The organism is Arthrobacter dokdonellae (assembly GCF_003268655.1).
Taxonomy (GTDB): Bacteria; Actinomycetota; Actinomycetes; order Actinomycetales; family Micrococcaceae; genus Specibacter; species Specibacter dokdonellae.
In genome coordinates this window covers 1,668,597-1,680,791 of record NZ_CP029642.1, presented here as the reverse complement: position 1 = coordinate 1,680,791, position 12,195 = coordinate 1,668,597, and the positions used below count along the sequence as shown (strand labels likewise).

Here is a 12,195-nt window from a genome sequence, read left to right as displayed (position 1 = left end):
ACGCGAAAACAGGGCCACGGACCATGCCTCGATAAGCCGCGCGAACACCGGTCCGGTCCACCGAAAGCAATGGCCAGCGATCAGTCGACGATGATGCCCTGGCCCTCGCCGCGCTGGAGTAGGACAGGGGAAATCTCACCGAAACCGCGCACGTGCTCCATGGGCAGCTCCGTGAGAACGAAGCGGCCGTCGCCTGCGAGCGCCGTTGCCGTGACGGAGTCAATCAGCACGGTGCCGGGTTCAGCCAGGGACGTGAGGCGTGCTGCGAGGTTGACTGTGGGACCGTAAATGTCGCCGAGCCGGGACAGCACCCGACCCCACACCATGGCCACGCGGGCCTCAGGCAGAAAATCATCGGCCGCCATGGCTTCAGCCAAGGCCAGCGAGATCTGGGCGCCCGCGACCGGGGTCTCGCAGTTGAACAAGACTTCGTCGCCGATCGTTTTCACCAGGCGTCCGCCGCCCACGCTGATGATCTCTGCGCAGATGTTTTCGAACCGCTGCACCAGCTTGGCCAGCGTCTTTTCATTCATGCGCCGCGACAGGGACGTGTAGCTGACCAGGTCGGCGAAGCCAACGGCGCGCGCGAGCGGAAGCGGCGTGTCGTCCTCGTCGCCTTCGCGCCCAAGTGCGCTTTCGGCCAGGCCGTCGGCGGCACGGACGGCCAGCCGCTGGATGCCGGCGTTGAGCTGGCGCCTGTACGAATACACCAGCAGTTTCTCGAGCGGCGCAATGAGGTTCGGCAGTTCGGACACCACTGCGCGGCGCGCCTCGGCATCGCTGACGCCATGCTCGGCGACGAGGTCCTCGACAAGTGCCTCGATCTGCCAGACGGCCATGCGGTCGGTCATCTGCCCGATGGACCGGGTGACCGAAATGGCTGTCTCCTCGGTCAACAGTCCCTCACGGACCATGGTCACCACGGTGTTCAGGGCCTCCTGGTCCCGCTGGGTGAAGGCAACGTCGTCGTCCCCCAAGTTGGGGAAGCCCATGGCGCGCCAAATCTTGCGTGCCGACAGCAGTGACACACCGGCTCCGGCAGCGACGTCGCGCCGCTTGAGCGTGCGTTCACCGCCCAAAAGCTGCGTTTCCAAAGCTTTTGTCTGGCTGCGTGAGGCCGGCGGAAGCAGCGACGCGGGTGGATCAATGGTTTCTTCCAAGCTTGCGAAGCTCCTTTCCAGTCACGTTTCTTCTCATGCCGCCCCCGTCTGAGCCAACTTGATCAGCGTAGTACGCCGCGACCGGAGCTTGCTGAAAGGACGCACGGAACACTTGTGCCCAAATACGGTGCGTGTAGTTCCGGAATTCCAGAATGTGCGGCACATCGTGAACGGTCAACACGCCGCCGGTCACCATGTGGAACTCCAGATCTCCTGCTCCCACCATGCGTTGGCGCAGTTTTTGGCGCAGGTCCAGGCTCTCCACGCGTGCCAGATAATAGTCTTCCTGCTGCCGGCGGACCCGACCCCTGCGCACCACCACCCGCTGGTTGGTCAGCACGTAGCTGGTGCCCGCCCAACGCACCACCCGGCGCAGCGGATAGGCCACCAGCAACAGCACCACAGCCGTCAGCAACACGACGATGGCGGGTTGGCGCAGCTCCCCCGCGTCGGGCGCCCAGCCGGCAAACTGTGCCGGCTGAAGCTTGGCCAGCGCGGCGGACGCCGCCATGAGCAACAGCAGTCCCACGGCAATCGGCCAGACCAAAATCCGTGAATGGGGACGGCATACCAGTTGAACCTGCTCCCCTTCGGCCAACCACTTACGCATAATCCACACCGCCGGCATGCCCTGCCCTGCGCAAATGCACCACGTCGCCGGCGCTGACAGCATGCATCACCCCGCCGGCATCGCGCAACTCCAAATCCCCTGTGCGGCCCAGCCGCACGGCCGTGCCAAAGAGCATCCTGCCCCCGGGAAGTTCCGCCCTCACATCCGTTCCGAGCGTGGACATCAGGCCGGAAGCCAGCGCATGCGCGGACTCGCCTCCGCCCAGCGGCCGCAGCGCATCGCCGCCCACCGCAACAAACTCGTTGTATAGCCGGGCGAACCGGGTCAAGTACGCAGGCAGAAGGACATTCCGGTCCACCGCGACGCCGGTTTCCAGTTCCAGGGACGTCGCCTGGTCCACCGGCAGTTCCACCCGTTGCTGGCTGATGTTCACACCCATCCCAACGACGACGGCGGGTCCCGGCCTTCCGGCGTCGTGCGCCCGCCCGGTCCCCCGCGCGGCATCACGGGAAGGCACGACGAGCTGGGCGAGGATGCCAGCCAGCTTGCGGCCGTTGAGCAGGACATCGTTGGGCCACTTGAGGACAGGCTCGGCAGCGCTTTCGGCCGACACCGCCTGGCACAGGGCAATTCCGGCGAGGACGGACAGCCAAGCGTGGCCGGCCGGGTCAAAGGCGGGGACGCCGGCATGCGCGGAGGCCTCCGTTGGCCGCACCAGCACGCTGGAGATCATGGCGGCGCCTGCGGGAACCTCCCAGGCCCGGTCCAGGCGGCCCTTGCCGGCCACCTGCGAATTGGCGATCAGCACGCTCAGGTCGGGCCAGGCTCCGGGCTCCGCCGCGGCCGCGGCGGCAAGGTCGGCATTGGTGGAGCCGGTCTCCCCCACAACATCCGCACGGCGGAACGGGCCGCGGGGGTGGGTCAGCGCAGACTTGAGTGCACTTTCATCCAGTGAGGGAGGTGTGCGGCTCATGGCACCAATCTTATCCGGCGCGGCCAGCCCGCCCGTGCGCGCCCGCCGCCCGGCGTCGCGGTGGAGGAACTGCCATTCACGATGGCCGACTTTGTCGGGTATCTACACAGGCAGGGGCCGTATCCATTACTAGACTGTCAGTAGTGTTTGCCCTTTTGTGCGGTTCCTACTTAAGGGAAAGCAAGCTGCCACCTATCGAGCCGGAGTACAGATGAACCACGACCTTTCGACAACTGCAGGCAAGATTGCCGATTTCCGTGACCGGACGGCCCAGGCGGCGGTGCCCTCCGGCGAGGCTGCGGTCGAGAAGCAGCATGCGAAGGGCAAGCACACGGCCCGCGAGCGCATCGACCTCCTTCTGGACCCGGATTCCTTCGTTGAATTTGACGCCCTGGCGGTGCACCGCTCGCACGCCTTCGGCATGGAGAAGAAGAAGCCGCTGGGCGACGGCGTGGTCTCCGGCTACGGCACGGTGGACGGGCGCCTGGTGGCGGTGTACAGCCAGGACTTCAGCGTCTACGGTGGCTCGCTGAGCCAGGTCAACGGCGAAAAGATCGTCAAGGTCCAGGAATTTGCGCTGCGCAACGGCTGCCCGGTGGTGGGCATCAACGACGGCGGCGGCGCCCGCATCCAGGAAGGCGTCGCCTCGCTGGCCATGTTCGCGGACATTTTCCGCAACAATGTCCACGCGTCCGGCGTCGTGCCCCAAATCTCCCTCATCATGGGCCCCTGTGCCGGCGGCGCCGCGTACTCCCCCGCGCTGACTGACTACGTGGTCATGGTGGACAAGACCTCCCACATGTTCATCACGGGCCCCGACGTCATCAAGACCGTCACCGGGGAGGACGTGGACATGGAAACCCTGGGCGGCGCGCGCCAACACAACGCCAACACGGGAACCGCCACGTACCTGGCCACGGACGAGGCGGACGCCATCGAATTTGTCCGCGAGCTGCTGGACTTCCTGCCCTCCAACAACCTGGCCGAGCCGCCCGTCACCGACCACGACCAGGACCTGGAGCCCGACGACGGCGACCTCGCCCTGGATGCGCTGGTCCCGGACTCCGCCAACCACCCCTATGACATGCGCGCCGTGATCGGGCAGGTCCTGGACGACGGCCACTTCCTGGAGATGCAGGCGCTCTACGCGCCCAACGTCATGATCGGCTATGGCCGGATCGAGGGCCACACCGTGGGCGTGGTGGCCAACCAGCCGCTGCAGTTCGCCGGCACCTTGGACATTGCCGCATCCGAGAAGGCGGCCCGCTTTGTGCGCCACTGCGACGCTTTCAACGTCCCCATCATCACGCTGGTCGACGTCCCCGGCTTCCTGCCCGGCAAGGACCAGGAATTCCAGGGCATCATCCGCCGCGGCGCCAAGCTGCTCTACGCCTACGCCGAGGCCACCGTGCCGAAGCTGACCGTCATCACCCGCAAGGCCTACGGCGGAGCGTACATCGTCATGGGTTCCAAAAAGCTCGGCGCCGACCTGAACCTGGCCTGGCCCACTGCCCAGATCGGCGTCATGGGCGCCCAGGGCGCCGTCAACATCCTCTACCGCCGCGACCTCGCCGCAGTGGAGGCCGACGGCGGCGACGTCGAGGCCCGCCGGGCGGAGATTGTGCGCGGCTACGAGGAAGAACTGCTGAACCCCTACCAGGCCGCCGAACTTGGCTACGTCGACGCGGTCATCGCCCCGTCCGACACGCGCATCCAGCTCATCAAGGGCCTGCGTGCCCTGCGCGACAAGCGGTCCAGCCTGCCGGCCAAGAAGCATGGGAACATCCCGCTGTGACGGCACAGGAGAACTCGCCGGCGGCCGGCGGCCCGGCGCCTGGAACCCCGGCGCCCGAGCCCTCCGCGGCCCAGGTCCCGTTGCTCTCGGTGACCCAGGGCAACCCGACGGCCGAAGAGCTGGCGGCCGTGACCGCCGTCGTGCTCGCCCTGCAGGCACACACCGGAGACGCCCCCGTTAGCCCAGCGGCACGGGCCTGGGCCCGTCGTGCGCAGCTGCACCTGCCGCCGCGCCCGGGCACCGGCGCCTGGCGGCGTTCGGGCCGCTGATTCTTCCGGATTTCCGGCCACCCCCTGCCCCGGGTCCCTCAGGCCGCCGCCGGCTCCTGGCGGGTGCCGCGGTCCCGCAGCAGGTGGGCCATGGTGTCAAGCGAGTTGGCGATCCGGTCGGTCGCGTCCAGCACGGCGACCTGCACGGTTTCGACCGCGATGGGGTCCTTTTCCATGGAATCCTTCAGCCCCACGTAGGACGCGCGCAGGCTGACGACACCGCGCGGGGCGGCACCGCCGACGATCGCGCTCTCACAGGCCTGCAGCGTGGCCGCGCAATCGGCGATGAACGGGGCGAGCTGGCGCATGAGGTCATCCACGGGGTGCTGGGCGGCGCGCAGCGAGAGCCTGGCGGCATCGATCACCATGGCGGCCTGGACGAACAGGTGGCTCTGGACGAGCACGCCCTCGGCGGTGAAGAGCGTGGCCTGGCCCGCCACGGGCTCGGCCGCCGTGCGGTCCAGGGACGCCTGGGCGTTGGAACGCGCCAGCCGCGCCTTGATGCGGCTGGCATCGATCTTAGCCTTGTTCAGGCCTGGGTCGGTGATGGCGAGCAGGTAGGTCCGGTAGGCCCGCAGCAGATCGGCAATGCGGGCCGGCAGATAGGCACGCTCCCAGGCCGGCCACACCATGGTGGCCGCCACCGCCAGGACCCCCGCCACCACGGTGTCCAGCAGCCGCGGCAGCACCACGACCGCAGCGGGCGAGCCGGCCAGGTCCAGCAACGCCACCAGGTACGCGGCAACCCATATCCCCATGAAGAAGGCGTTCGGTGCACCGGAGATCCGGACACAAAACACAAAGACGACGATCACCGCCACCAGCGCATACTTGTTTTCGTCTCCGATCAGGGCTGTTGCGGCGGTGCCGATCCCCAGCCCTATCAGGGTCCCGACCAGCCGGGAACTGGTGCGCTGCAGCGTCGCACCAAAGTCCGGTCGCAGCAGCAGCAGGACCATCAACGGTATCCAGTACCCCCTGTCGGTGCCCGGCAGCAGCCTCGCCAGGGCGTCCGTGCCCGTGACCATGACCATCAGGCGGATGGCGTGCCGGGCGATGGCCGAGTCCAGGCGCAGGTTGGCCCGCAATGTCCCCAGCGGCGCCTGCAGCGACATGCGCACCCCGCCCACCTGCGCGGCGGGCTCGGCCACGCGGCCCTCGACGGCGCCCGGGCTCACCATGCGCGCGCCGGCCCGCAACTGGCCGGCCAGCGCCCGGCAGTGCAGGGATGCAAACCGGCCCGTCGGCGAGTCAGTGAACCCGTCCATCACCTCGGTCAGCGCGGCCGCGGCCGCGGTGACGGGGTCCATGGCGGCCGGGTCGAACACCTTTCCGCGGCGCAGCGACTCCGAAATTGCATCCAGGGCGTCACCGGCAGCAAGCAGGAAATACTGGACGGCGTCGTGCTGGGCCGTCTTGTCCACCCGTTCGAAGCGTTCCAGGCAGTAGCCCAGCGCAATCACTTCCAGCCGGATCCGTTCCGCCTCGTCCAGCAGGCCGCGGTAGGACTGCATGCTCGGGCCCATCCCGTGGCCGAATCCGGTGATGGTCTCCCGTGCCTTGGTCAGCAGCACCCCGGCGCCGGGCGCCGTCATTTTCGGGTGCTTCGACCGGGTCCGCTGGGCCAGGCCTGCGTATAGGTCGGCCAGCACCGCCCGTTCGGGGGCGTGGCGGTGCAGCGGCCAGCCGGCAATGGCCAGAAAGCTTTGCAACAGTCCGGCGGCCGTGATGGCCGCGGCGATCCCCAGCGCGCCCGAAAGCGGCATCGGGAACCTGTTCAGGACGATCGCGACGGCCGTGCCGGCGATGCCGACCTGTGCCACGTTGAGCCCCAGGGACAGCAGCATGCCGGTGGTGAAGGAAAAAACGGCGACCAGCAGCAGCGACAGCGGCAGCGAGTGGGCACACAGGACCGAGAGCCCGCCGCCGATCCCCGCCGCCACGGACGTCCCGGCCATCCTGGCAAACCGCAGCCGGTAGCTGCCGGGGCGGTCGGCAAACGCCGCAAACAGCGCACCCACGGCCCCGAAGACGGCGACCGGGAAGTTGCCGCTGGCCACGCCGATGACGAGCACAATGCCGACCCCGAAGGCGTTGCGCGCCGCAACGACGGGGTCCGATTGGGAAAAATCCAGTCGCAGCGACTTCTTGAAAGTCGCCGCCACTGCCTGCATGGCGGACACGAAACCCAGTATGTCAGGCTCCGGCGCCAACGGCGGGAAAATCTCCGCTTCCTCCGCCGGTGTCCCCGCCCCCGCCACCGGACGTGGCCCGGCGCGATAGGGCCGGCGCGATAGGGTCGGAGGATGACCTTAACTTCGGGCCGCCCGACCCGTCCCGCCAGCCCCATCGATGCTGCAGCGAACGCCTACACGGAACGGTTGATCGAGCTCGATCCGGGCTTTGCCACGGAGTTGGGCCTGCCCGGCCACGAAACCGAATACCGCGACCATTCCCCCGCCGGGCTCGAGGCCTCCGCCACTGCGGCCCGCCACGCGCTGGCCGCGCTGGACGGTCTGGAGCCTGCGGACGACGTCGACCGTGTCACCCTGCACGCCATGCGCGAACGCCTCGGGCTGGCCCTGGAACTCCACGACTCGCGCTGGCCGCTGGCGGACCTGAACAACATCGCCTCCCCGGCGCAGGACATCCGGTCCATCTTTGACCTGATGCCCACGGCCACGGTGGCCGACTGGAGGCACATCTCGGGCCGCCTGGCCAACGTCCCGGGAGCCGTGGTCGGCTACATCGCATCGCTGCGCGAGGGTGCGGCCCGCGGCCTGGTCGCGGCCCGGCGCCAGGTCTCCACGGTGATCGAGCAGTGCGAGCGCCACGCGGCGGCGGACGGCTTCTTTGTCTCCCTGGCCGCCGGTGCGTCGCTGGAACCGGGTTCCGCGACGGACGCTCCCGCCGGGCCGGGCGCCGTCGCGGCGGACGACGGCGGCACACGGCTCCCGGCCGACCTCACCTCCGAACTGGCCGCGAATGCGGACCTGGCGCGCTCCGGTTACGGTGCGCTCGTCGCGTTCCTCCGGGACGAGCTGCTCCCGCAGGCACCGGCGGCGGACGCCGTCGGCCGGGAACGCTACGAGCTGGCCTCACGGGAATTCCTGGGCACCGCCGTCGACCTCGACGAGACCTACGCGTGGGGCGTCGCGGAACTGGACCGGATCATTGCCGAGCAGGAGGCCGTGGCCGGGCACGTCCGGCCCGGCGCGTCCATCGGGGAGGCCAAGGCGCTGCTGAACGCCGACCCGGCCCGCCAACTGCACGGCACCGATGAGCTCGTCACGTGGATGCAGCGGCTCTCCAACGCCGCCGTTGCGGACCTGGCCGGAACGCAGTTCGACATCCCGGAGGTCATGCGCACGCTCGAGTGCAGGATCGCGCCCACCCAGGACGGCGGGATCTACTACACGGGCCCGTCCGAGGACTTCGCCCGGCCCGGGCGCATGTGGTGGTCGGTGCCGGAGGGCGAGGACACGTTCACCACCTGGGCCGAGACCACCACGGTCTACCACGAGGGCGTGCCGGGCCACCACCTCCAGGTGGCGACGGCGACCTACCAGAGCGGGTTGCTGAACGACTGGCGCCGCAACGCCTGCTGGGTGTCGGGTCACGGCGAGGGCTGGGCGCTGTACGCCGAACGGCTCATGGACCAGCTGGGCTACCTTTCCGACCCGGGCGACAAGATGGGGATGCTGGATGGCCAGCGCATGCGCGCTGCCCGGGTCGTGTTCGACATCGGCGTGCACCTGGGCCTGGCCGTGCCCCCGCAGTGGGGCAGCGGCACGTGGACGGCCGAGAAGGGGCGGGAATTCCTGGCCAGGAACCTGGACATCTCCGCCGGCCAGCTCGACTTTGAGTTCCACCGCTACCTCGGCTGGCCGGGCCAGGCGCCGTCGTACAAGATCGGCCAGCGCCTGTGGGAGGAGATCCGCGACACCCGTGCCGCCCGGGACGGGGACGCGTTCTCGCTGCGCGACTTCCACACGCAGGCGCTGAACCTGGGCTCCGTCGGCCTCGACACGCTCAAGGTGGCACTGCTGGGGGGCTGATCAGGCCTCCGGCAGGACTGGCCAGTTCCGCGAAATGTAGTCACGGGACGGGCCGCAGGACCCGCCGAGGCCAGGGCATCGGCCAGGATGGGGCCGGGTGCAATGACGTTGACGCCCTGCTCGCCGGCCGTCGAGGACATGTTGACGAGCGCCTGTCCGGACCCGGATCCGGGCAAGACCGCCAACCCGTACTTTAGGCACAGGACCGCGCCACGGAGGTTGACGCCAAGCACGCTGTCGAATTCCGTGCTGGACCATTCGGCCGAGGTACCGGTGGGCGCCCGCCGCCGGCCGCCACAAGTTCCTCGTCGCGCCCAGGCTGCCATCCGGCTGGCTGCTGCTCACGGCGTTGGTGGCTGCACGGCGCCGCCGCTGCTGCCGACGCCTGGCCCGGCAGGCGACCAGCTTGCAGCGGCGCGGTTCACGGGCAGCAGGAAGCCGACGGCGATCAGCCACAGCATCCCGCCAAAGCGGCCGATCGGCAGCAGGAACTGCAGCGGCTCCACGCCCAGGGACAGGAAGCTCAGCTCCGAGAGGGCGGCGAGCACCAGCCCCGTCCAGGCCAGCCATCGCGGCACAAACTTCAGCACCAGCCCCGGCACGGCCAGACCGGCCACGAGCAGCCCGATGCCGGTCACGAATCCGACCCCGCCCGTGAGGAAGGCCAGGAATGCCAGCGCCTGGACCAAGCCTGGATCGCCCGTGACCTCCGGCCGGCCCGCCAGCCACGTGAGCATGCCGGAGAACATCAACATCAGGGATGCGCCGACGCCGCCAAAGAACGAGATGGCCGGTCCCGGCACCCTGATGCCGAGGCGCAGCTGACGGGCGTAGGTCGTGGCTGCGTAGATCCCCAGCGGCACGGCCGAGCCAAACTGGAGCATGCCCAAAACGGTGACGGCGGCCCGGTTGTCCCGGTAGAAGGCAACCACATCATCCGTGGCCGAGAACGGGGAGACAAACACCTTGCCGTCCGACAGCATCCCCGACAGCAGGAGCGCGAGCAGGAACAGGCCCAGGCTGACGGCCGCCAGAACGCCCGGGTGGGGGCCTGTCGGCCGTCGCCGCCCGGTCGCGGCCGTCCGCTGCGTTCCACCCCGTGCCGACCGGGACCCGCCCCGTGCCGCTTGTTCAGTCATGGCCAAGATCATCCTCCCGAAATATATTCATATAACGAATGATTCATCTTATGAATCATTTAGTCAAGGATGTATTCTGGGTTTCATGGCAACACCTGACGACGGCACAGCGCCCGACAACGGCACACCGCAGCGAACGGCCTTTCTCCTGTCGCAACTGGGTTCGCTGTCCTCGGACCGGTTTGCCGAACGGACCCGGAAGCTGGGACTGACGCCCGGCGACGCCGGCACCCTCCGGCTGATCGGCCGCACGCCCGGGCTGAGCCAACGCGCCCTCGCCACCCGTCTGGGCTCGCTGCCCAGCCGCGTCGTCCAGTTGATCGACTCACTGGAAGGCCGCGGGCTCGTGGAGCGGGCCCGCAGCAGCACCGACCGCCGCAACTACGAGCTGCACCTGACCGCCGAAGGCAGGTCCAAGCTCCGGGAGCTGCGTACCGTTTCAGAGGCGCACGAGCAGGAAATGCTGGCCGCCCTCTCCCCCGACCAGTCCGCGGAACTTGCCCGGCTGCTGTCCCTGCTGGCGCAGGCAAACCACGCTGACCCGGACGTTCACAGGGAGACCTGACCCGATCCCCAGGCACCCTTCCACGAGCCGTCCGCACGGTCCGCCACGCCGCGTCACATTCGTGCCGATACGTCACGAAGGCGCACAAAGTGCACGTTGTTATCCATCATTCGGCAATCGTCGGGCGTAATACGGGGAAACACAAATTCTGCGGTGCTATTTTGCCCCGCCTACCGTGGTCCCATGACTTCCAGGACCAACGACCCCAGGGCCCGCCGCCTTCCGAAGTGGACCGGCAACTTCGGCCTACAGATCATTGCCGGCCTCGTCGCCGGCCTCATCCTGGGTCTCGTCGCCCGGAACCTCGGCGGCGACCCGGTCAAGAACCCCAACGCACTGACCGCCACGCTGACCGTCATCGGCTCGAGCTATGTCTCGCTGCTGAAGGCCGCCGTCGTGCCGCTGGTGTTCACGGCCGTCATCTCCTCCATCGCAAACCTGCGCCAGGTCACCAATGCCGCGCGCCTGGCCTGGAACACGCTGCTGTGGTTCGCCATCACCTCGCTGATCGCCGTGAGCATTGGCATCGCGCTGGGGCTGGTGTTCAAGCCCGGTGCCGGCACCGGCCAGTCCGCCCCGGCCGACTACACCGGCAAGACCGGCGACTGGTGGGCCTTCCTGACAGGCCTGTTCCCGTCCAACTTCCTCGGCCTTGAGGCCTCCAGCAAGGCCGGCGAAGCTGGCGCCATCGCCACGAGCGTGAACTTCAACGTCCTGCAGGTCCTCGTGATCGCCATTGCGATCGGCATCGCGGCACTGAAGGTCGGCAAGGCCGCCGACCCGTTCCTCAAGCTCAACGGCTCCGCCCTCGCCGTGATCCAGAAAGTGCTCTGGTGGATCATCCGCCTGGCACCGATCGGCACCGTCGGGCTCATCGGCAAGGCCGTCTCCACCTACGGCTGGACCACCATGGGCGCCCTGGGCAAGTTCACCATCGCCATCTATGCGGGCCTGCTCCTCGTGCTGCTCGTGGTCTACCCCGTCCTGGTCAAGTCCCACGGACTCTCCGTCAAGCAGTACTTTTCCGGCGCGTGGCCGGCGATCCAGCTCGGCTTCGTCTCCCGCTCCTCGATCGGCACCCTCCCCCTGACACAGCGCGTGGCCGAGCGGAACCTCGGCGTCCCCCGCGCCTACGCCTCCTTCGCAGTCCCGCTGGGCGCCACCACCAAGATGGACGGCTGCGCCGCGATCTACCCGGCCGTCGCCGCCATCTTCGTCGCCCAGTTCTTCGGCATCCACCTGACCTTCGGCCAGTACCTGCTGATCGTGCTCGTCTCCGTGCTCGGGTCCGCCGCCACGGCAGGCACCACGGGCGCCGTCGTCATGCTCACGCTCACGCTCTCCACGCTGGGACTGCCGCTGGCCGGCGTCGGGCTGCTGCTGGCGATCGACCCCATCCTGGACATGGGCCGCACGGCCATCAACGTCGCCGGCCAGGCGCTCGTGCCAACCATCGTGGCCAAGCGCCAGGGCATCCTGGACGAAGCCCTGTACAACGCGCCCCGCAACGGCAACCCCTTCGCGGACGACGCCCCCGACGTCGGGACCCCGGCGGCGGACGCCGGCACCGCGGACGACGCCGATCGGCCGGGTTCGGAGCGCGAACTCACCCACGCCTAACCGGGCAGGGACATCATGCCCGCCCCTTGACGGAAGCCATCCCGA

10 protein-coding genes are annotated in these 12,195 nt (G+C 68.6%); 5 read left to right on the top strand and 5 right to left on the bottom strand.

The features are described from left to right. Positions 1-80: 80 nt before the first annotated feature. The 3 genes from DMB86_RS07400 to DMB86_RS07390 are packed head-to-tail and all read right to left on the bottom strand — an operon-like array spanning position 81 to position 2,704. Complete coding sequence (locus DMB86_RS07400) at positions 81-1,160, bottom strand: adenylate/guanylate cyclase domain-containing protein (protein ID WP_227878655.1); 1,080 nt, start codon at positions 1,158-1,160, stop codon at positions 81-83. Further along, on the bottom strand, positions 1,144-1,770 hold the full coding sequence (locus tag DMB86_RS07395; protein ID WP_171814410.1) for a PH domain-containing protein: 627 nt from the start codon (positions 1,768-1,770) through the stop codon (positions 1,144-1,146). The genes DMB86_RS07400 and DMB86_RS07395 overlap by 17 nt, the downstream gene beginning before the upstream one ends. Then, complete coding sequence (locus DMB86_RS07390) at positions 1,763-2,704, bottom strand: biotin--[acetyl-CoA-carboxylase] ligase (protein ID WP_113717210.1); 942 nt, start codon at positions 2,702-2,704, stop codon at positions 1,763-1,765. The genes DMB86_RS07395 and DMB86_RS07390 overlap by 8 nt, the downstream gene beginning before the upstream one ends. Before the next feature lie 211 nt (positions 2,705-2,915). On the opposite strand from DMB86_RS07390, the gene DMB86_RS07385 reads away from it, so the two are divergent. Together DMB86_RS07385 and DMB86_RS07380 are read left to right on the top strand one after the other, a co-directional pair. Further along, positions 2,916-4,499 (top strand): acyl-CoA carboxylase subunit beta, encoded by a 1,584-nt coding sequence (locus DMB86_RS07385; RefSeq protein ID WP_113717209.1) that lies wholly within the window; start codon positions 2,916-2,918, stop codon positions 4,497-4,499. Beyond that, positions 4,496-4,768 carry an acyl-CoA carboxylase subunit epsilon gene (locus DMB86_RS07380; protein ID WP_113717208.1) on the top strand — a complete coding sequence of 91 codons (273 nt, stop codon included), beginning with the start codon at positions 4,496-4,498 and terminating at the stop codon, positions 4,766-4,768. Before DMB86_RS07385 ends, DMB86_RS07380 begins: the two co-directional genes overlap by 4 nt. Positions 4,769-4,806: 38 nt before the next feature. Here the strand turns inward: DMB86_RS07380 and DMB86_RS07375 are convergent, their stop codons facing one another. Continuing rightward, a complete protein-coding gene (locus DMB86_RS07375; RefSeq protein ID WP_227878720.1) occupies positions 4,807-6,942 on the bottom strand; it encodes an FUSC family protein in 2,136 nt (711 codons plus the stop codon). 132 nt (positions 6,943-7,074) lie between these two features. Between DMB86_RS07375 and DMB86_RS07370 the strand changes: the two genes are divergently transcribed. Beyond that, positions 7,075-8,826, top strand: a complete 1,752-nt coding sequence (locus DMB86_RS07370) for a DUF885 domain-containing protein (RefSeq protein ID WP_113717206.1) — start codon at positions 7,075-7,077, stop codon at positions 8,824-8,826. 341 nt (positions 8,827-9,167) lie between these two features. Here DMB86_RS07370 and DMB86_RS07365 read toward each other — a convergent pair whose 3' ends face one another. Further along, on the bottom strand, positions 9,168-9,965 hold the full coding sequence (locus tag DMB86_RS07365) for a hypothetical protein (RefSeq protein ID WP_193926268.1): 798 nt from the start codon (positions 9,963-9,965) through the stop codon (positions 9,168-9,170). An 85-nt stretch (positions 9,966-10,050) separates the two neighbouring features. On the opposite strand from DMB86_RS07365, the gene DMB86_RS07360 reads away from it, so the two are divergent. Then, positions 10,051-10,530, top strand: coding sequence for a MarR family winged helix-turn-helix transcriptional regulator (locus DMB86_RS07360; protein ID WP_113717205.1), 480 nt, complete (start codon positions 10,051-10,053; stop codon positions 10,528-10,530). Between the two features lie 183 nt (positions 10,531-10,713). After that, positions 10,714-12,150 (top strand): dicarboxylate/amino acid:cation symporter, encoded by a 1,437-nt coding sequence (locus tag DMB86_RS07355; RefSeq protein ID WP_113717204.1) that lies wholly within the window; start codon positions 10,714-10,716, stop codon positions 12,148-12,150. The last annotated feature ends 45 nt before the right edge of the window (positions 12,151-12,195 follow it).

What these genes read in the sequence shown, in the direction of transcription:
- DMB86_RS07395 (WP_171814410.1), bottom strand. Translation starts at nt 1,770, where the DNA reads ATGCGTAAGTGGTTGGCCGAAGGGGAGCAGGTTCAACTGGTATGCCGT.
- DMB86_RS07390 (WP_113717210.1), bottom strand. Translation starts at nt 2,704, where the DNA reads ATGAGCCGCACACCTCCCTCACTGGATGAAAGTGCACTCAAGTCTGCG.
- DMB86_RS07385 (WP_113717209.1), top strand. Translation starts at nt 2,916, where the DNA reads ATGAACCACGACCTTTCGACAACTGCAGGCAAGATTGCCGATTTCCGT.
- DMB86_RS07375 (WP_227878720.1), bottom strand. Translation starts at nt 6,942, where the DNA reads ATGCAGGCAGTGGCGGCGACTTTCAAGAAGTCGCTGCGACTGGATTTT.
- DMB86_RS07370 (WP_113717206.1), top strand. Translation starts at nt 7,075, where the DNA reads ATGACCTTAACTTCGGGCCGCCCGACCCGTCCCGCCAGCCCCATCGAT.
- DMB86_RS07365 (WP_193926268.1), bottom strand. Translation starts at nt 9,965, where the DNA reads ATGACTGAACAAGCGGCACGGGGCGGGTCCCGGTCGGCACGGGGTGGA.
- DMB86_RS07360 (WP_113717205.1), top strand. Translation starts at nt 10,051, where the DNA reads ATGGCAACACCTGACGACGGCACAGCGCCCGACAACGGCACACCGCAG.
- DMB86_RS07355 (WP_113717204.1), top strand. Translation starts at nt 10,714, where the DNA reads ATGACTTCCAGGACCAACGACCCCAGGGCCCGCCGCCTTCCGAAGTGG.